This is a genomic window from Actinobacillus lignieresii (assembly GCF_900444945.1).
Lineage (GTDB): Bacteria > Pseudomonadota > Gammaproteobacteria > Enterobacterales > Pasteurellaceae > Actinobacillus > Actinobacillus lignieresii.
Window position 1 is genome coordinate 1,628,880 of sequence record NZ_UFRM01000001.1, and the last position, 19,719, is coordinate 1,648,598.

Below are 19,719 nucleotides of genomic sequence, written 5' to 3' on the forward strand. Positions count from 1 at the left end.
GCTTTAGTTAAAAGATAAATTATTTAGCTTTACGAGCTTCAATAATTGCATTAGCAACGCTTGTCGGTGCTTCAGCGTATTTTAATGGTTCCATTGAGTAAGATGCACGACCTTGAGTTTGTGAACGTAAGTCTGTTGCATAACCGAACATTTCTGATAACGGTACTTCCGCATTGATCTTAACAACGAACTCATTCGCTTCTTGACCGTTAACCATCGCACGACGACGGCTTAAGTCACCGATTACATCACCCACGTAGTCTGGTGGAGTTTCCACTTCAACTTTCATGATTGGCTCAAGTAATACAGGGTTTGCACGACCGAACGCTGATTTAAACGCTAATGATGCAGCAAGTTTAAACGCTAATTCTGACGAGTCAACATCATGGTATGAACCGAAGTGTAAACGTACACCGACATCAACTACCGGATAACCCGCTAACGGACCTGATTTAAGTTGTTCTTGGATACCTTTATCAACCGCAGGGATAAATTCGCCAGGAATTACACCACCTTTGATCTCGTTCACGAATTCGTAACCAGGACCTTCCGGCTCTAATGGGTATAAGTCGATAACAACGTGACCGTACTGACCGCGACCACCAGATTGTTTTGCGTGTTTACCTTCAACATCGTTAACACGAGTGCGGATAGTTTCACGGTAAGATACTTGTGGTTTACCGATATTCGCTTCTACTTTGAACTCACGTTTCATACGGTCAACGATGATGTCTAAGTGTAACTCACCCATACCTGAAATGATCGTTTCGCCAGATTCTTCATCTGTGTGAACACGGAATGAAGGGTCTTCTTGTGCTAAACGACCTAAAGCTAAGCCCATTTTCTCTTGGTCAGCTTTAGTTTTTGGCTCAACCGCAACAGAGATTACCGGCTCAGGGAATTCCATACGCTCAAGGATGATTGGTGCGTCGATTGCACATAATGTGTCACCTGTACCAACATCTTTTAAGCCGATTGCCGCAGCGATATCGCCCGCACGAACTTCTTTGATCTCTTCACGTTTGTTTGCGTGCATCTGTACGATACGACCAAAACGTTCACGTTTTTGTTTTACTGAGTTGTAAACTGTATCACCAGAGTTGATTACACCTGAGTAAACACGGAAGAAGGTTAAGTTACCTACGAATGGGTCTGTTGCAATTTTGAATGCTAATGAAGCAAATGGCTCATCATCGCTTGCGTGACGCTCGCCTTCAGTCTCATCTTCATTGATACCTTTAATTGCAGGAATATCAGTTGGTGCCGGTAAGTAATCAATTACCGCATCAAGCATTGCTTGTACACCTTTGTTTTTGAATGCAGAACCACAGCATACAGGGATTACTTCACCTGCTAATACGCGTTGACGTAACGCTGCTTTGATTTCATCTTCAGTTAATTCTTCACCAGAGAAGAATTTTTCCATTAATTCTTCAGACGCTTCAGCTGCTGCTTCAACAAGCATCGCACGGTGTTCTTCACAAGCATCAAGCATCTCTGCCGGAATATCTTCGTAAGTGAAGGTCATACCTTGGTCGGCTTCGTTCCAGTTGATTGCTTTCATTTTGATTAAATCAACTACACCTTTGAAGCTGTCTTCTGCACCGATTGGAAGTTGTAATGCAACTGAGTTACCACCTAAGCGGGTTTTGATTTGCTCAACAACACGTAGGAAGTTTGCACCTGTACGGTCCATTTTGTTTACGAACGCAATACGTGGTACTTTATATTTGTTAGCTTGACGCCATACAGTTTCAGATTGTGGTTGAACACCACCTACTGCACAGTAAACCATTACCGCACCATCAAGTACACGCATTGAACGTTCTACTTCGATAGTAAAGTCAACGTGTCCTGGAGTATCGATAACGTTGATACGGTGTTGTGGATACTGTTGTGACATACCTGACCAGAATGCAGTTGTTGCAGCAGAAGTGATTGTAATACCATGCTCTTGTTCCTGTTCCATCCAGTCCATTGTTGCCGCACCATCGTGAACTTCACCGATCTTATGGCTTACACCTGTATAGAAAAGGATACGTTCAGAGGTCGTTGTTTTACCCGCGTCGATGTGCGCACTGATACCGATATTACGGTATCTTTCAATAGGGGTTTGACGAGCCATTTAATTATTACCTTTTTGGTTTAAATTGAAATTCTTAATAAGGGTAAGGCTTCACCGCAAACTGAGATGAAGCCTTCTATAAGCTTACTTAAACGATTACCAACGGAAGTGAGCAAACGCTTTGTTAGCTTCAGCCATACGGTGAACGTCTTCACGTTTCTTCACTGCTGAACCTTTGTTGTCTGCTGCATCTGATAATTCGTTAGCTAAACGTAATGCCATTGATTTGTCACCACGTTTACGTGCCGCTTCAACGATCCAACGCATCGCTAATGCGTTACGACGAGAAGGACGAACTTCAACCGGTACTTGGTAAGTAGAACCGCCAACACGACGAGATTTAACCTCTACTGTCGGACGTACGTTTTCTAACGCTGCTTCGAATGCTTCTAAAGCTTCTTTACCGGTACGTTGTGCTAAAGTTTCTAAAGCACCGTAAATAATTGATTCTGCTGTAGATTTTTTACCATCTACCATTAAAACATTAATAAATTTCGCAAGTAATTCTGAACCGAACTTCGGATCTGGAAGAATTTTGCGTGGTTCAATACTACGACGACGTGGCATTGGAAATTTCTCCGTATATTAAATCTTCAGGATATCCAAAACTCATCTAATCTGCCTTAAGGCATCTTAACTGGAGTTTATGGTTTAAATATTAAAATTTAGACGTTTGGCCTTACTCAACGGAGAACCATTAAGCTTTAGGACGTTTAACGCCGTATTTAGAACGACCTTGTTTACGATCTTTAACGCCTGCACAGTCAAGTGCACCACGTACAGTATGGTAACGAACACCCGGTAAGTCTTTAACACGACCACCACGGATTAATACAACACTGTGTTCTTGAAGGTTGTGACCTTCACCACCGATGTATGAAGTTACTTCAAAGCCATTTGTTAAACGAATACGGCACACTTTACGTAATGCTGAGTTCGGTTTTTTAGGTGTAGTAGTGTATACACGAGTACACACGCCACGTTTCTGCGGGCAAGCCTCTAATGCAGGAACGTTGCTTTTTACAACCTTTTTCACACGCGGTTTGCGTACTAATTGGTTGATAGTTGCCATTTAAAAGCTCCAGTTAAAATTATAAAAATAAAATTAAAAAATATCCTTTCAAAGACGAAAGGACGGTAAATTCTAGTGTTATACGGAGTAAAAGTCAAGCATCCGACAAGGGATAAATTGATTATTCCGTGATCAATGTTTCTAAGGTTTGCAAGACGCGATAAGGTAAAATATTCGCCATACCGTGTCCGGTTAAATAATGCTGATTTTTGCCGTAAGCGCCGATTAATTTCGGGTCGGTTGCACCGTATAAAATTACGTTTGGCTTATCCAATGCCGCCGCTAAGTGACTTAGTCCGGTATCAACCGACAATACGGCCTTCGCACCGGCAATTTGCTCGGCTAATTCGGTAAGTGATAATTTCGGTAATACCGTCACATTGGTATTCGCTTGCGCCAAACGTATCGCGCGAGCTTTCTCTTGTGCATTTCCCCATGGCAAGCGGACTTCAACGCCTTGTACGCTTAATTCTTGAATCACTTCTCGCCAATAGTCTTCTTTCCAATGCTTATCCGCTCGAGTTGTCGCATGAATCGCAAGTAAGTAAGCGGTTGAATTTCCCGATTTTTTTGTAAAATGCGAGGCAATGCCATAATCGCCCAATTCATCGGGAAGCGGATAATTCAGCGCGTTGGCAAATAACTTGCGAATTCGTTCTACAGCGTGTTGTCGGTAAGCGATATGAAACGCTTGATCATAAAACAGGCTGCTTAGCCCTTCTCGAGCGGAATGTTTGTCGTAACCGTATTTCGTTCCCTTTACCTGCTTGGTTACCAATACCGCACTTTTAATCAAGCCTTGCGCATCAATTACCGCATCATATTCTTTTGAGCGAAGTTGCTTTAGATAATGCTGCCATTCCAGCCAAGTTTGGCGTTTACACAGGTTCTTACGCCAACGGCGAATCGCTAACGGGATAACCTTATCTACCGCCGAATGCCAATGCGGAATTTCACTAAAATTTTCTTCCACCGCCCAATCGAATTGGATATTCGAAATCGCATTTTTAGCATCCGTTAATGCCGGTAAAGTATGAATCACATCCCCCATCGAGGACGTTTTTACAACTAACACTTTCATTTCTTTATCTTTCATAATAAATACGAACAAGCGGTCGAAATCTGCAAAATTTTTGCAAAAAATGACCGCTTGCAATTAGCCTAATAACGCGTCTAGTTTCTCAATTACCATTTCCGGCTGAATATCGATTAAGCTTTGGTGATAGCCTTCGGCGGCTTCGCCTTTACGAACTTTAATTAAACCGCCTTCAATTAAACGAATAATTACCGCTTTATCGGAAAGCGGCGGCGTATATTGCGGGCTGGTTGGCCCGTAAAGCGCAACTAACGGTTTGCCTAATGCGGCAGCAATGTGCATTAGCCCGGAGTCATTACTGACTACCGCACGACAATCGGCAATTAAATCAACCGCTTGATTTAAATCGGTTTGCCCCGCTAAATTAACGCAGTAGCGTTGTAAATCGGCCGCTAAACTTGCACGAATTTGCTCGCCGACTTCTTTATCTTTATTAGAGCCGAACAAATGTACCGCATAACCTTTTTCGATTAGCATTTCCGCTAATTTCGCATAATGATAATGTGGCCAACGTTTTGCCGGCCCGAATTCCGCCCCCGGGCAGAAGCCGATTGCCGGACGCTGTTCGGCATATTCAAACTGTTTAGCAAATTTCGCTTTGGTCGCAGTGATCTCAGCCTCTTGCATTTGTAAGTAAGGCACAGGCATCGGTAATGCTTTGGCATCGGGCACGGCATTTTTCTCAAAAGCCAGTGCGACATAACGCTGTACCATCATCGGATAATCTTGCTTGTTATTACGCAAATCATTTAACAAGAAATAGCGACTTTCGCCTTTCCAACCTCGGCGCACCGCAATTTTGGCAAATAGCGGAATAAATGCCGATTTAAGCGAATTAGGTAAAACAATAGCCATATCATATTGATTTTTTAACGATTTTCCTAACTGATAACGCTCGCATAAACGGAACGAACCATGCCCAATCGGCATCGAAATCGCTTTGCGTACCTCAGGCATTCGAGCAAGCAGCGGACGACACCAATCCGGCGCCATCACGTCAATTTGGCAATTCGGATATTGAATTTTGAGTTGTTGATACAGTGCGTGCGACATCATCATATCGCCGACCCAAGACGGGCCAATAATTAAGATATTCATTAAATCCTTTTCCCTAAAATAACAAGCGGTCATTTTTACCTAGAAACTTGCAAAAATCTAAGTAAATTTAACCGCTTATCGTTATTTGGCTTTACAGTCGCTTGCCAATATATTGCCGCTGTTATCAGAAAGTACGGCGATTCCGTCCAGTCCTTCAAACCACGTCCAACGAATATTGTTATATTTTTTGCCGCCGACTTTGGCTACGACCGGTGACAACGTATGTTTAGCATTACCGTACGTTAAAGCAATAGCTTGATTGGCATTTGTTCTGCGCTTACTTTTCGTATCTTTTTTCGGTTGGTAACGTTGAACTTTAATAACCACATCGTCTTTGCAAAGAAACTCGGTTGCCGTTTGGCTTTTTACCACACTAATTTTTTCCGTCGGTTTTATTGCGGTAGGCACAAGTTTATTTACAAATTGTACTCGTTGCACCTGTTCGACCGGCGCTTCCAACGGCTTACAGCCTACCACAGCCAACATACTTATTGAGCATATAACCGCAATTTTCTTTTTAATTAAAAAAGGCACCTCAATAGACCTCTCTTTCTCCTAATATTAAAAGAAAAAGAGCAACGGCTATAGCGTTGCTCTGTGATATATCTTATTTAAAGCTATAGCTGCCATCCGCTTGACGAGTAAACTTACCGCCGGAACCGATATTCATTTCGACTACGCGGTTGTTCTTATCCAAACGAACCGTAATGCGTTCTCCGACTTTGAGGTTACTTACTACATTGTTTACCTTACTCATTGCGTTTACATCCGAAATATTTAACTTATTATCACGGAATACTTGCATTAATGAAGTGCTTTTCGGTACAGTTAAGGTTTTGCTTGAAACGACGCCGACGCTTGTCGTAGCAGGTTTCGCTACTTTAGCGGTCGCTTTTTCTACCGGTTTTCCTTGCTCCACATTCTTCACTAATTGATCTAACTGAGCGTTTTTAGCTTTCTTCGCATTAAACTCATCGGCGGTCATTGCCTTCACTTTAGGTTGCTTAGACTCAACTTTTTTATTATCCGCCTTATTTTCCGATTGGTGAATCACACTACCTTGAGTTTTCGGCTTAGTAACTTCCGCTTGAACGACAGGCTTATTTACAACCGGCGCCGTTTCGGTAGGCGCGGAATTATTTGCCGCAGGCATAGTAGTTTCAGCCGTAGGCGCTGTTTCTGCCGGCATATTTGTCGCTACCGTTCCCGTCAGTTCTGTCGCCGCTTGTTGTGTTTGCTGTGCTGCTTGTTGCTGTGCTAATGCTGCTTCCTGTTCGGCTTTTGCTTGCGCTTCGGCACGTTTCGCTTCTTCTTCATCAACCGGTCGGAACTCAATCGGTAATGAACCGCCTTGCTGAGCTTGTAATTCTTCTACGGTTTCCGGTGCGCTCGGTTTTAACCAAAAGAAGATACCGGCTAAAACGGCCGCCAGCCCGGCAACAAGCCCTAAACGACGGAATTTGGACGGTACTTTTGCCATTGGCGTTTCCGGTTTTTCCGTATTCGATACGGGAATCACACGTTCCATATTATTCGTATTCATAGTCGGTTTTTCCTCTGTTACCGTTTTCTCAACTTTCACAGCTTCCGCTTTGTGTCTTTCCGCTTTGTCTTCGACAGGAGAGAATGTAAAACCGGCATTTTTAGCGGTCGATTTTAATTCGTTAGCTTCCGAAGCGATCACTTTATTTACCGGTTCCGCATCTTTAATCGTATCTGTAGTACCGTTATCTACATTAGTCGATAGTTTTGATTCATTTTTCACTAGTTGAGTTTCCTCGATTGATTTTAATGTGGTCGTTTCATCAACCGGACGTGTCATCGTAGGCGTAAAAGTATAACTAGGCACTTTGGTCGAATGTAACGATACTTTAGCATTTACGGCACTTTTTTCAGTAATGTCCGAATTAATTTGTTCTGCAACTTGTTCCGCCGAATTTACAGTATTTGCTGACGGCTCGCCGAATGTCGGCTCTTTACGGAGATGATTATGTGACATTTAGATATCCAAATATTAGAGTAAAAATAAAACTAAATAAATTTGTTATATTTTAAAGTATTTCCGCTCAATCAGCACACGCTTTTTAGAAAATTTCTCTTAATAAATAAGAATAATAGCGAAATTACTTACCCGTTCTATCCGAATCGCAAATAAAAGCTCAATTTCTCCGTTTATTTTATGACAACAAATTTTATTACTTTCTCGATCCTGATCGCAAAAATATGCCGCTTAAATTGATCAAGACGGTTCTCGCCTGTAAATTGAGCTAAAAATATGATTACTTAAAGGAGAACTTTTATGAAAAAATTTACCCGATTTAGTATTAGCTTCATCATTGCATTGTTATCCGCCAATTCAATCGCAAAGCCTAATAATCCGCTCGTTTCCGAACCGACTCCCGTAGTTCAACAAATGACAACAACGAACAAAACTGCCGATAAACAAAATCAAGTGAATATCAATACGGCGGATGCGGCGGAAATTAAATCCAAACTGGTGGGAATCGGTGAGAAAAAAGCACAAGCGATTGTCGATTACCGCACTAAAAACGGTGCTTTTATTACGATAGAACAACTAACGGAAGTCTCCGGAATCGGTAAAGCGACACTAGAGAAAAATCGCGAACGCATCACGCTAGAATAAAAAAATCCGCTGAGCCGACCGTCAATACTCATACTCTCTTATTAATTTTATCGTTCGGCTCAGTCCCTTCTATAACTATTAGGTAATTCACTTTTCTTTCTGTTATACTTCGCGCCTATTTCTGTAATTGAATAAAAAGGATACAACCTAATGTCTTTAAAGCCATACGCTACTCCGACTTATTGGCAACGAGTGAAAGTCGCATTTCAATATATCTTCCCGCAATTACCCGTTACGCGCTTAGCCGGCTGGCTGGCAGAACAAAAATGGGGTGCAGTAACTCACTTTATTATTCGTACATTTGCTAAACAATATAAAGTGAACTTATCGGAGGCGCAAAAAAGCAACGCTTCGGACTACGCAACTTTTAATGAATTCTTTATTCGTCCGCTAAAAGAAAACGCTCGCCCGATCAATCAAGACGCACAAGCACTTTGCTTACCGGCAGACGGTAAAGTAAGTGAATCGGGCAAAATTGAAGACGATCGTTTACTACAAGCTAAAGGTCATTTTTTCACGCTTGAGACTTTATTAGCGAACGATCAAGAAATGGCAAATAAATTTAAAGACGGTCATTTTATTACCACTTATTTATCGCCGCGCGATTACCACCGCGTACATATGCCGTGCGATGCGACATTACGCAAAATGATTTACGTACCGGGCGAATTGTTCTCGGTCAATCCGTTCTTAGCCGAACACGTGCCGAATTTATTTGCACGTAACGAACGTGTGATTTGTGAGTTTGAAACCGAATTCGGACCGATGGTACAAATTCTGGTCGGCGCAACAATTACCGCAAGTATGAGTACGGTTTGGGCAGGTATCATTAACCCTCCTCGTACGAAAGAGGTAGTAGAATATCACTACGAAACCAGCGGCGAAACTGCCGTACACCTGAAAAAAGGTCAGGAAATGGGGGCGTTCCGCTTAGGTTCAACCGTAATTAACCTCTTCCCGAAAAACAGCGTTGAATTCGAAGCACACCTACAAGCCGGCGTAGAAACTCGAATGGGTGAACGTTTGGCGAAAATTGTCAAATAATTATCTTCTAGCTAAAAAAGCACGATTCTGGTAATCGTGCTTTTTTATAACCAAATCATCTACTATCTTATCAATCGGCTATAAAACCAATCAAAAAAGTATGTTATTTTAGGAGCAGGACTACGTCTAACGCATTTATCGCGAAAGGGAAAGCTATGAAATTACAACAACTGATTAAAACTCATCACCTTGGTTTACTGTTTCAACAAGGTAAATTTGGTATCGAAAAAGAAAGCCAACGCATTGATAATAAAGGGAATATTGTTACTACCGCCCATCCTAGCGTTTTTGGTAACCGCAGTTATCATCCCTATATTCAAACCGATTTTGCAGAAAGTCAGTTAGAACTTATCACACCGCCAAACGATAAATTGGAAGACACATATCGTTGGCTATCGGCTATTCACGAGGTAACGTTACGTTCGTTGCCCGATGATGAATATATTTTCCCATTCAGTATGCCTGCTGGTTTACCGCCGGAATCCGAAATCAAAGAAGCACAATTAGATAACGAATGGGACGTGAAATATCGTGAACATCTTTCCGCCATTTATGGCAAATACAAGCAAATGGTGAGCGGTATTCACTATAATTTCCAAATTTCCGAAGAATTTGTCGAAAGCGCATTTGCATTACAAACGGAATACTGCGATAAAATTGCGTTCCGCAATGCGCTATATATGAAATTAGCCAATAACTTTTTACGTTATCAATGGATTTTAGTTTATTTGCTTGCCGCAACCCCAACTGTAGAAGCGCAATATTTCGGTAAAAACTCACCGCTTGCAGAAGGGCAATTAGTACGTAGTTTACGTTCCGGCCCGTATGGCTATGTCAATGCCCCTCATGTGGTGATCAATCATGATAGCCTACAACAATATGTCGAATCGCTAGAACATTTTGTAGCAACCGGCGATTTGTTGGCAGAAAAAGAATTCTATTCGAACGTACGTTTACGCGGTGCGAAAAAAGCACGTGAATTGCTTAAGAAAGGGGTTAAATATGCGGAATTCCGTTTATTTGATCTCAATCCGCTTTCACCTTACGGTATTGAACTTGTCGATGCCAAATTTATTCATCTATTCTTACTTGCGATGTTATGGATAGATGAAACAAGCGGTCAAAAAGAAGTCGAACTTGGCACACAAAAACTATACCAAGTTGCACTTGAAGATCCTCGTTCGCACACTGCGTTCCAAGCAGAGGGAGAAGCGATCCTTAATCTGATGCTGGCAATGCTGGACGATCTTTCTGTACCACAAAACGAGAAAGATTTATTACAACAAAAACTGGCACAATTTGCTGATCCGAGCCAAACGGTAAACGGTCGTTTATTAGCCGCAATCGAACAAGCCGGCAGCTATAAAGCACTCGGTGCACAACTTGCTCAACAATATAAAGCGCAAGCATTCGAGCGTTTTTATGCGATTTCCGCGTTCGATAATATGGAGCTTTCTACACAGGCCTTATTATTTGATGCGATCCAACAGGGATTACAGATCGAATTGCTTGATGAAAACGATCAGTTCCTCGCACTCAAATTCGGTGATCATCTCGAATATGTGAAAAATGGCAATATGACCAGTCACGATCAGTACATTTCGCCATTAATTATGGAAAATAAAGTCGTAACCAAAAAAGTATTAGCTAAAGCCGGTTTTAACGTACCGAAAAGTATTGAATTTACCTCGCTAGAACAAGCGGTGGCACACTATCCGTTATTTGAAGGTAAAGCGGTGGTAATTAAGCCGAAATCGACCAATTACGGTTTAGGCATTACGATTTTCCAACAAGGCGTGACGGATAAAGCCGATTTTGCCAAAGCGATTGAAATTGCCTTCCGTGAAGATAAAGAAGTGATGGTGGAAGACTATTTAGTCGGTACCGAATATCGTTTCTTTGTGCTAGACGATGAAACTCTAGCGGTATTGTTGCGTGTGCCGGCGAATGTAAAAGGTGATGGCGCACATACGGTGCGTGAATTGGTGGAAGCGAAAAACAGTGATCCGCTACGAGGTGACGGCTCTCGTTCACCATTGAAGAAAATCGCCCTCGGTGACATTGAATTGCTTCAGCTTAAAGAGCAAGGTTTAACGCCTGATTCGATTCCGGCTGACGGGCAAATCGTACAATTACGTGCCAACTCTAATATCAGTACCGGCGGCGACTCAATCGATATGACCGATCAAATGCACGACAGTTATAAACAATTAGCGGTCGGTATTGCCAAAGCGATGGGGGCAAAAGTCTGCGGTGTGGATTTAATCATTCCGGATTTGACCAAAGCAGCTGAACCGTCTCTGCGCTCATGGGGTGTGATTGAAGCAAACTTTAACCCGATGATGATGATGCATATTTTCCCTTACCAAGGAAAATCTCGCCGTTTAACCAAAGCCGTGTTAAAAATGCTGTTCCCTGGACTGCCTTAATAACAATCAAGCGGTCGAATTTGCAGAAAATTTTACAAATTCGACCGCTTATAGCATGAGTCGTATCGCTAAAATAGTGAAAAGTAAGGGTTAATACTTTACTAATTGCGAATTTAAGATATACGGCTTTAATAACAATAAAATATTGAAAAAGTGTTTCAAACGTTCTTCTTGCCCTTCTTCTTGCATCAGAATTTCTCCGCCGATTGTCATCTCTTGACGCGCTAAATTTTTCGCTGTTTCCGCATAACTTTCTAATAATTGGAATTCCTGTGCATCACATTGGCTAAGAATAGCCAACATATCACGATCTTTTTCACTAAACTTCCCATTCGTCGGATTCATTAAGCCCATTTCTACAAATTCATCTAGTTCAACTTCAGTAATACCGAATTCCGAACAAATCTCACTCGCTAACAAATGAGCATCTTCCATACCATTTAGAATATCTAACGATCCCATTAAGCTTTTATAAGGATTATTCAGATCAAAATCCGGCTGGGCAAATACGGTTTTGATCTGTGAAATCGTTGCGTTGAAATTCGTTTGGAGATATTTAATAAATTCAATTAATTGGATATTGCTTTCATCATATAAATGAAAGTTCGGCTTGTCTTTCAACGGCTCCGGTAATAACCCCTCTTTAATATAATAAAGAATGGTTGATTTAGGCGTGTTAGTTAATTTGGAAAGATCGTTCATCTTCAACATAATAAGTTCCTTTGGATCCAATTTCGGATCTATTTTAGATAATCTATTCAAAAGCGTAAAGTTTTAGTATTCACTATTTAGCTAAAAATGGCGTTTTACTACAATAAAATACACTTTTTCTCTATAAGACTATTTTTTAATAGGTTAGTTTATGGCACAATACTATTACTTTATTGTACTACTTCAATAGGATATTTTATGCAAAAACAGCCAACACTTTTTGGTGGCGCTTGTATCATCGCCGGCGTTTGCGTAGGAGCAGGTATGCTTGGACTCCCGACTTCCGGTGCGGGAGCGTGGACAATGTGGTCTATTCTTGCACTGGCTTTCACCATGATTGTGATGACATTTTCCGGCTGGTTACTACTTGACGTCTATAAAAACTACGACCTACGTGCGTCTTTCAATACCGTTACCAAAGACTTATTAGGTAATAAAATTAATGCGTTAAATAACCTTGCAGTCTATTTTGTCGGTGGGATTTTACTTTACGCTTACACAACCGCTTCCGGTGGGATTTTAGAAAATCTCACCAAATCGGTGATTGATTTCGGTGAATTCGGTTCACGTATTTGGTCGGTGCTATTCGTGCTGATTTTCTCGTTCTTTGTATGGCACTCTACTCGTTTAGTTGATCGCATTTCGGTGCTATTAATTATCTTTATGGCACTTTCCTTTGCGTTCAGTATCTCGGGTCTGGTCAGTAATATTGATAGCAATATTTTATTCGATCAGCAAAATGAGAGCGGAGAATACGCCAAATACGCATTAGCGATGCTGCCGGTTGCACTAACCTCTTTCGGCTACCACCACTCAGTCTCTTCAATGCGTGCTTATTACGGCGAAGTGAAAAAAGCAAAATATGCGATTGCCGGCGGTACTTTTATTGCGTTAGTGCTTTATTTACTTTGGGTGATCAGCATTTTCGGCAATTTACCGCGTGCGCAATTTGCACCGGTGATTGCAAGTAACGGTGATTTAGACGTGTTACTCAATACGATTGGCGAAGTGGTGCAGTCGCCGTATGTGAAACAAGCGATTAACGCCTTTTCTATGGCGGCAATTTTGTCTTCTTTTATCGGAGTTGGGCTAGGTACGTTTGACTTCTTGGCGGATTTCTTCAAATTTGACAACAGCAAATTAGGCAGAAGCAAAGCATGGGCAGTAACTTTCTTACCTCCACTAGTATTCTCATTACTTTCACCGCTCGGTTTCTTAAAAGCAATTGGTTACGCAGGTGCGGTGGCAACCCTTTGGACTTGTATGATTCCGGCGCTATTAGCCTATAAAGCGAAAAAAGGTAATCTGGTTATGATTGGATTGGTATTCTTATTCGGTGTTTGTACTGCGGTGTTCCATTTCCTTTCAATGTATGAAATGTTACCAATGTTTAAAGGTTAAATCATAAAACAAAAAATAAGGGCAACCAATGTTGCCCCTTTGTTTTTATCTGACCGCCATTTGGAATAATACCACTTCCGCCTGACAACTAAATTCAATCTGCATTTGCATTAAAAACCCGTCTTCAATCGGGCTAATGCTATGCTGAATAACACAAGCCTCGGTTTCCACCGATTTTGCTTTTTCGATGAAAAATTCGACCGCTTGTTGCGCTTGTGTTTCACTGTCATACACCGCTTCAAAGGCAATTTGACGATCGCTATTATCCAACATTGAATCTCCTTTCAGCTTACACATATTATGTGCTTCCGCCGCTTTTTGTTGCATGGTTTTATGCATAAATATTTCCTATTGCGGTTTATCTATCTAAGGGTTGCCAATCTTGACCTTTTACCGGTGGTAACCAAGGACCACCTTGTACGCATAAGTCCCATAAAATACCGTGGATACCGTATTGATCCGCTTTATTTGGGTCAAGTTCGGTCACGATTTCCGTTTCACGTCCTTGTTTGATTAAGGTGGCAATCGTCGGGTTAATCATTACGGTTTTACCCAATGCGATAAATTCCGCCCAACCGGTATTAAACGCTTGTACGATTTGCTCTGCACTAAATAAACTTCCTACGCCGATAAGCGGTAATTTGCCGGCAATACGTTCGTGAATTAATTGCATACGTGTCATAGTGGTATCTGCACCACGGCGTACTTTTTTATCAAATTCGTGTAGAGAAATATGTAAATATTGCAATGGTTTTTCAGTAAGTCCATCGACTAATGCGAAAGTGTCTTGCATCGTTAAGCCTAGCTCTTCCGGTTCTTCCGGTGAGAAGCGATAACCGATAATAAAATCCGATTTTGCCGCTTTTTGTTTTTCAGTAACGACTGCATCCACCACCGCTAATGGGAAACGCATACGCTTTTCACGTGAGCCGCCCCATTCGTCTTCACGACGGTTTGAGTGACCTGAATAGAATTGCTGAATTAAGTAATTATTCGCACCGTGAATTTCCACTCCGTCAAAGCCTGCTTCAATCGCTAATGCGGTTGCATTGGCAAATGCCGCAATTAACGACTCGATTTCTGCCACGGTTGCTGCACGTGTACCGGTCTCTTCATCCGCACTTGCCGAGATTCTGTCTTTACCGTTAAGTAACTCGGTTAAGGCAAGTTTTCCGCCGTGATGAATTTGTAAAATTGCTTTCGCACCTTGCGATTTAATCAGATCCGCCATTTGTTTCAAACTTGGTAATTGAGCGGTATGAATCGCTTCCGGCTGACCGTGGAATGCTTTACCGCCGTCTTGTACCAATGTTGCAGCTAAAATAAACATACCGATATCGCCGGCACGGTTTTCGATAAATTTATGTTCGTTTTGACCTAATGTACCGTCCGGATTCGAGCCGAAATGCGTCATCGGTGCCACCACTAAACGGTTTTTAATTTCAACGCCATTGTTTAATTGATAACTTTCAAATAATGGAGAAAATTTCGAGTTCATATTGCTTTCCTTATAATAAATAAAACTTAATTAATAAAGTTTATGTAAAAAATAGATCATAGTCTAAATAGGAGTAAAATCAAATAACCAATTAAACTTACCTATGCTATAAGGAGTGAATATGCAACAGATTAATCTCAGCCCGACGCTCAACTTCAGTCGTCTTATCCAAGGTTTTTGGCGTTTGGACAAATGGCAACAGACGCCGCAACAAACATTGGCTTTTATTGAACAATTATTAGCACTCGGTATTAATACCTTTGACCATGCGGCTTGTTACGGCGGTTTTACGACAGAAGAATCCTTCGGAAAAGCATTAGCGTTAAATAAATCGTTACGCGATAAAATGACCCTTGTGACCAAATGCGGCATTTTATATCCGAATAAAGCCCTACCGGAGATGAAAAGTCACCATTACGATAACAGCTATCGTCATATTATTTGGTCTGCGGAACGCTCTCTACAAAAATTACACACGGAACAACTTGATTTATTATTGATTCATCGCTTGTCGCCTTGTGCCGATCCGGAGCAAATCGCGAAAGCCTTTGACCAACTTTATCAGGAAGGTAAAGTGAAGAATTTCGGGGTATCCAATTATACGCCGGCTAAATTCTCAATGTTGCAATCTTATGTTAATCAACCGTTAGTGACCAACCAAATTGAAATTTCGCCGTTACATTTAAAACCGTTTGATGACGGTAGTTTAGATTTCTTGCTGGAAAAACGGATTAAACCGATGGCATGGTCACCGTTTGCCGGCGGACGTTTGTTTGATCCGTTAGATGAAAGAGGCGCAAGAGTTTCTCAAGCCTTACTGGAAATCGGTGAACAAAAAGGAGAAAGTCGTTTAGAAGTATTGGCATTAGCTTGGTTATTAGCCCATCCGGCGAAAATTATGCCGATTCTAGGCTCAGGTAAAATTGAGCGGGTGCGTACCGCAACCGAAGCATTGCAGGTATCGTTCAGCGAAGAAGAATGGATCAAAGTCTATGTCGCCGCCCAAGGCTTCGATATTCCGTAGATAACTAAGATAAGCAAGCGGTCGGATTTTGTGAATTTTTAGCAAAATCCGACCGCTTGAAATTATTTATACATCGATTCAATCTGCTTACGATAGCGTTCTAAAATCACTTTACGACGTAATTTTAAGGTTGGTGTGATTTCTTCCATTTTTACGCTGAACGCTTGCGGTAACAGAGTAAATTTCTTGATTTGTTCAAAGTGTGCCAACTCTTTTTGTAACTCGTTGATACGCTTTTCAAATAACTGCACAATTTCCGAATGTTTAACCAATTCCATCCGGTCTTGATATTTGATATTTAGCTGTTTAGCGTATTCTTCGAGGCTTTCAAAACACGGTACGATTAAAGCGGACACATATTTTTTCGCATCGGCAATAATCGCAATCTGTTCAATAAATTTATCTTTACCGATTTTGCCTTCGATATATTGCGGCGCGATATATTTACCGTTTGAAGTTTTCATTAACTCTTTGATACGGTCGGTAATATATAAATTACCTTGCGCATCAAATTCACCGGCATCGCCGGTTTTTAAGAAGCCGTCTTCGGTAAAGGCAAGCGCGGTTTCCTCCGGACGTTTGTAATAGCCTCGCATTACCATTCCGCCACGCACTAAAATCTCGTTATTTTCGCCGATTTTCACTTCGGCATTCGGCATTAAACGTCCGATTGAATTCGGTTCGAACTGCTCGTCCGCCCAACAAGAAACGGTCGCTGTGGTTTCGGTCATACCGTAACCCAATTTGATATTAACGCCGATGGCTTGGAAAAATTGCCCGATGGTCGGTTCCAATTTTGCACCGCCGCACGGCATCATACGAATACGCCCGCCCAATAAAGCACGTAATTTATTTAATACCAATTTATCCGCTAATTTATAAGATAACGTATTTTTCCGTTTTTTCTTGCCGACTGAAATCGCCCACTTAAATAACGCTCTGCGGTGAATCGGAGCTTTATTCACTTTATCCCAAATCGCACTATACATTTTTTCATATAAACGAGGAACGGCGCACATTAAAGTCGGTTTCACTTCATTTAACGCATTGCGCACTTCATTGGTATCTTCTAAATAACACACCGTTGCTCCGCGATAAAGTACATAAGCCACCCACGCCCGTTCAAAAATATGTGAAAACGGCAGGAAAGAAAGCGAAACGTCATTTTCATCAATTTTTGGCAAGGCTAAATCGTGAGCGTGCAACTGATGTGCAATATTCGCATAGTCCAACATGACCCCTTTCGGTTCGCCTGTCGTACCGGAGGTATAAATCATAGTGAATAGATCCGAAAGATTTTTATCGGCAAGACGTTGGTTTAATTCTGTTTGCTTATCTTGAGAAGCATAAGCAATAAAATCATTCCAATTTTCCACTTTAGTATGGGCAAGCGGTCGAATTAGGCTGATTTCTTGCGATTTCATACAAACAATTTTTTCCAGTAACGGGCAGTTATCCGCTACTTCTAAAGCCGCTTCGAGCTGCTCGTGATCACCGACAAACAGAATACGAATATCCGCATGATTAAGGATAAATTCCGCCTGTTTAGCCGTATTTGTGGCATAAATCGGCACGGTTACCGCACGAATTTGCAACGCCCCGAAATCCGTAATCGTCCATTGCGGCATATTGTGAGCAAAAATCGCAATTTTTTGCTGTACTTCGATACCGTGAGCTAAGAGTGCAAGAGAGAATTGATCAACGGACTGTTGGAAAGATTGCCATGAAATATCTTGCCAGATTTGTTGGGATTTATAACGTAAAGCGGTTTTGGAAGCGAACTGTTCGGCACGTCGGCGTACTTGGTCGATAAGATGATAATTCGGTTGGTTAGTCATATTAAGTTATTCGTTATTATTTCAGCTTACAACTGTTCGCTAATATAAAATGTAACGTCTTAAAATGCCAGTAATTTGTTTACAGCTGTGCGCTGAAACGGCGAGTTTGCTCAAAAAGCAAGCGGTCGAATTTTCGGATAAATTTGCAAAATTTCCGAAAAATTCGACCGCTTGTATTTTCTAATTTGCTAACGCTAACACCTGATCTACACGTTGCTTAATTTGTGCATATAATTGCGGTTCGTTGCGTAACGCTTTTCCGTAAGAAGGCAACATTTGGGTTAATTTGGCTTGCCATTGCGGTAGCTCCGCAGCAAAGCATGAAACCAATACGTCCAACATTGCTTTTACCGAAGTTGAAGCGCCTGGCGAAGCCCCCAACAATGCGGCTAAAGAACCGTCTTCCGCACGAATTACTTCAGTACCGAAGCGCATTTCTCCGCCTTTAATCACTTGCACGCGTTGTCCTGCCACCACGACGTCCCAATCTTCGTCTTTCGCATCCGGTACAAACTCACGTAAATCCGCCATACGCTGTACTTTGGTCAGCATCGCTTGCTTCATTAAATAATGGGCTAGCGGTAAATTTTTAATACCGGCTTTGGTTACGGAACAGAAATTAGTCGGTGTAACCGAAGTCGGCAGATCTAAAACGCTTCCCTGTTTTAAAAATTTCAGCGTAAAACCGGCAAAAGGCCCGAATAACAGCGATTGTTTACCTTCGATAAAGCGAGTATCCAAATGAGGTACCGACATCGGCGGCGCACCCAATTTCGCTTTGCCATAAACCTTGGCATTATGTTTGGCAATCACCTCAGGATTATTACACACCATAAATAAACCGCTGACCGGGAAACCGCCGACATTTTTACCGTCGGTAATACCGGATTTTTGTAATAAAGGTAACGCACCGCCGCCACTGCCGATAAACACGAATTTACTACGATGCACTCGCTTTTGACCTTGCTGATCCACAACGGTTAATTTCCACTCGCCGTTCGCTAAACGTTGTATATTTTTAACCGTATGATTTAAATTTAACTCCGCTTTTTGCTTCACTAAATAATCGAACAATTTTCGCGTCAGCTCGCCGAAGTTTACGTCCGTACCGTACTGAATATAACTTGCGGCTAATGTTTCGTTCGAATCTCGATTTTGCATCATCAACGGCATCCACTGCGCAAGCTGTTGATGAGCTCGGCTAAACTGCATACCTTCGAACAAATGACTTTGGGCTAAACTTTGATAACGCTTTTGTAAAAACTGCGCATTTTGCTCGCCTTGTACGAAACTGATATGCGGAATACGGTGAATAAACTCTCTCGGAGCTTGGATTCTTCCCGTTTCAACCAAATAGCTCCAAAGTTGTAACGACAACTGAAAATCTTCACAGATCTTAATCGCACGCTCAACCGAAACTTCTCCGTCGGCTTTTTGCTCGGTATAGTTTAATTCGCATAATGCGGAATGCCCCGTGCCGGCATTATTCCATTCGTTCGAACTTTCCAAACCGACCGCCGAAAGTTTCTCGAAAATCGCAAGACTTTTCTCCGGCGCCAATTCGGTAAAAAATGCGCCGAGTGTTCCGCTCATAATCCCTGCACCAATCAGCGTTACATCAGAATAACTTTCTAAAGCAGAGCTAGAATCCTGCATAGTGTTCCCTTTTATTGTGTTAATTTTTTGTGAAATTATAGCGTGAATAGAGTAACATAAGTGTGAACAAGATCACATTTTTA

At 41.7% G+C, this 19,719-nt stretch carries 17 protein-coding genes; 5 read left to right on the forward strand and 12 right to left on the reverse strand.

Going from position 1 to position 19,719, the window contains the following annotated elements; translation table 11 throughout:
* Window positions 1-19: 19 nt before the first annotated feature.
* The 7 genes from fusA to DY200_RS07570 form a co-directional block, all read right to left on the reverse strand.
* Complete coding sequence (gene fusA / locus DY200_RS07540; protein ID WP_115587539.1) at window positions 20-2,125, reverse strand: elongation factor G; 2,106 nt, start codon at window positions 2,123-2,125, stop codon at window positions 20-22.
* Window positions 2,126-2,221: 96 nt separating this feature from the next.
* A complete protein-coding gene (gene rpsG, locus DY200_RS07545; protein ID WP_115587540.1) occupies window positions 2,222-2,692 on the reverse strand; it encodes a 30S ribosomal protein S7 in 471 nt (156 codons plus the stop codon).
* Between the two features lie 130 nt (window positions 2,693-2,822).
* Window positions 2,823-3,197 (reverse strand): 30S ribosomal protein S12, encoded by a 375-nt coding sequence (rpsL, locus tag DY200_RS07550; protein ID WP_005543325.1) that lies wholly within the window; start codon window positions 3,195-3,197, stop codon window positions 2,823-2,825.
* A gap of 121 nt (window positions 3,198-3,318) precedes the next feature.
* The gene (rfaC, locus tag DY200_RS07555; protein WP_115587983.1) at window positions 3,319-4,278 is read right to left on the reverse strand and encodes a lipopolysaccharide heptosyltransferase RfaC; all 960 of its coding nucleotides are present in this window, start codon (window positions 4,276-4,278) and stop codon (window positions 3,319-3,321) included.
* Between the two features lie 75 nt (window positions 4,279-4,353).
* The gene (gene waaF / locus DY200_RS07560) at window positions 4,354-5,391 is read right to left on the reverse strand and encodes a lipopolysaccharide heptosyltransferase II (protein ID WP_115587541.1); all 1,038 of its coding nucleotides are present in this window, start codon (window positions 5,389-5,391) and stop codon (window positions 4,354-4,356) included.
* 81 nt (window positions 5,392-5,472) lie between these two features.
* Window positions 5,473-5,877, reverse strand: coding sequence for an MliC family protein (locus DY200_RS07565; protein ID WP_115587542.1), 405 nt, complete (start codon window positions 5,875-5,877; stop codon window positions 5,473-5,475).
* 121 nt (window positions 5,878-5,998) lie between these two features.
* On the reverse strand, window positions 5,999-7,390 hold the full coding sequence (locus DY200_RS07570; RefSeq protein WP_115587543.1) for a LysM-like peptidoglycan-binding domain-containing protein: 1,392 nt from the start codon (window positions 7,388-7,390) through the stop codon (window positions 5,999-6,001).
* Window positions 7,391-7,690: 300 nt separating this feature from the next.
* On the opposite strand from DY200_RS07570, the gene DY200_RS07575 reads away from it, so the two are divergent.
* The 3 genes from DY200_RS07575 to gshAB all read left to right on the forward strand — a co-directional run bounded on the left by DY200_RS07575 (window position 7,691) and on the right by gshAB (window position 11,508).
* Window positions 7,691-8,035, forward strand: a complete 345-nt coding sequence (locus DY200_RS07575) for a ComEA family DNA-binding protein (RefSeq protein ID WP_115587544.1) — start codon at window positions 7,691-7,693, stop codon at window positions 8,033-8,035.
* Window positions 8,036-8,185: 150 nt separating this feature from the next.
* Window positions 8,186-9,079 carry an archaetidylserine decarboxylase gene (gene asd, locus DY200_RS07580; RefSeq protein ID WP_115587546.1) on the forward strand — a complete coding sequence of 298 codons (894 nt, stop codon included), beginning with the start codon at window positions 8,186-8,188 and terminating at the stop codon, window positions 9,077-9,079.
* Between the two features lie 155 nt (window positions 9,080-9,234).
* A complete protein-coding gene (gshAB, locus tag DY200_RS07585; RefSeq protein WP_115587548.1) occupies window positions 9,235-11,508 on the forward strand; it encodes a bifunctional glutamate--cysteine ligase GshA/glutathione synthetase GshB in 2,274 nt (757 codons plus the stop codon).
* Between the two features lie 90 nt (window positions 11,509-11,598).
* Here the strand turns inward: gshAB and DY200_RS07590 are convergent, their stop codons facing one another.
* Entirely contained in the window at window positions 11,599-12,219 is a 621-nt protein-coding gene (locus DY200_RS07590) for a MerR family transcriptional regulator (protein WP_115587549.1), read from the reverse strand.
* Between the two features lie 198 nt (window positions 12,220-12,417).
* Between DY200_RS07590 and DY200_RS07595 the strand changes: the two genes are divergently transcribed.
* Window positions 12,418-13,620, forward strand: a complete 1,203-nt coding sequence (locus DY200_RS07595; RefSeq protein WP_115587550.1) for an aromatic amino acid transporter — start codon at window positions 12,418-12,420, stop codon at window positions 13,618-13,620.
* Between the two features lie 45 nt (window positions 13,621-13,665).
* On the opposite strand, the gene DY200_RS07600 is transcribed toward DY200_RS07595, so the two are convergent.
* Both DY200_RS07600 and DY200_RS07605 read right to left on the reverse strand, forming a co-directional pair.
* Complete coding sequence (locus DY200_RS07600; protein WP_115587551.1) at window positions 13,666-13,959, reverse strand: YfcZ/YiiS family protein; 294 nt, start codon at window positions 13,957-13,959, stop codon at window positions 13,666-13,668.
* A 19-nt stretch (window positions 13,960-13,978) separates the two neighbouring features.
* Window positions 13,979-15,118 carry an NADH-dependent flavin oxidoreductase gene (locus DY200_RS07605; RefSeq protein WP_115587553.1) on the reverse strand — a complete coding sequence of 380 codons (1,140 nt, stop codon included), beginning with the start codon at window positions 15,116-15,118 and terminating at the stop codon, window positions 13,979-13,981.
* A gap of 121 nt (window positions 15,119-15,239) precedes the next feature.
* On the opposite strand from DY200_RS07605, the gene DY200_RS07610 reads away from it, so the two are divergent.
* Window positions 15,240-16,142, forward strand: a complete 903-nt coding sequence (locus DY200_RS07610; protein ID WP_115587554.1) for an aldo/keto reductase — start codon at window positions 15,240-15,242, stop codon at window positions 16,140-16,142.
* 62 nt (window positions 16,143-16,204) lie between these two features.
* Here the strand turns inward: DY200_RS07610 and DY200_RS07615 are convergent, their stop codons facing one another.
* Entirely contained in the window at window positions 16,205-17,980 is a 1,776-nt protein-coding gene (locus DY200_RS07615) for an AMP-dependent synthetase/ligase (RefSeq protein ID WP_115587556.1), read from the reverse strand.
* Window positions 17,981-18,160: 180 nt separating this feature from the next.
* Window positions 18,161-19,636, reverse strand: a complete 1,476-nt coding sequence (mqo, locus tag DY200_RS07620) for a malate dehydrogenase (quinone) (protein ID WP_115587558.1) — start codon at window positions 19,634-19,636, stop codon at window positions 18,161-18,163.
* Window positions 19,637-19,719 lie beyond the last annotated feature (83 nt).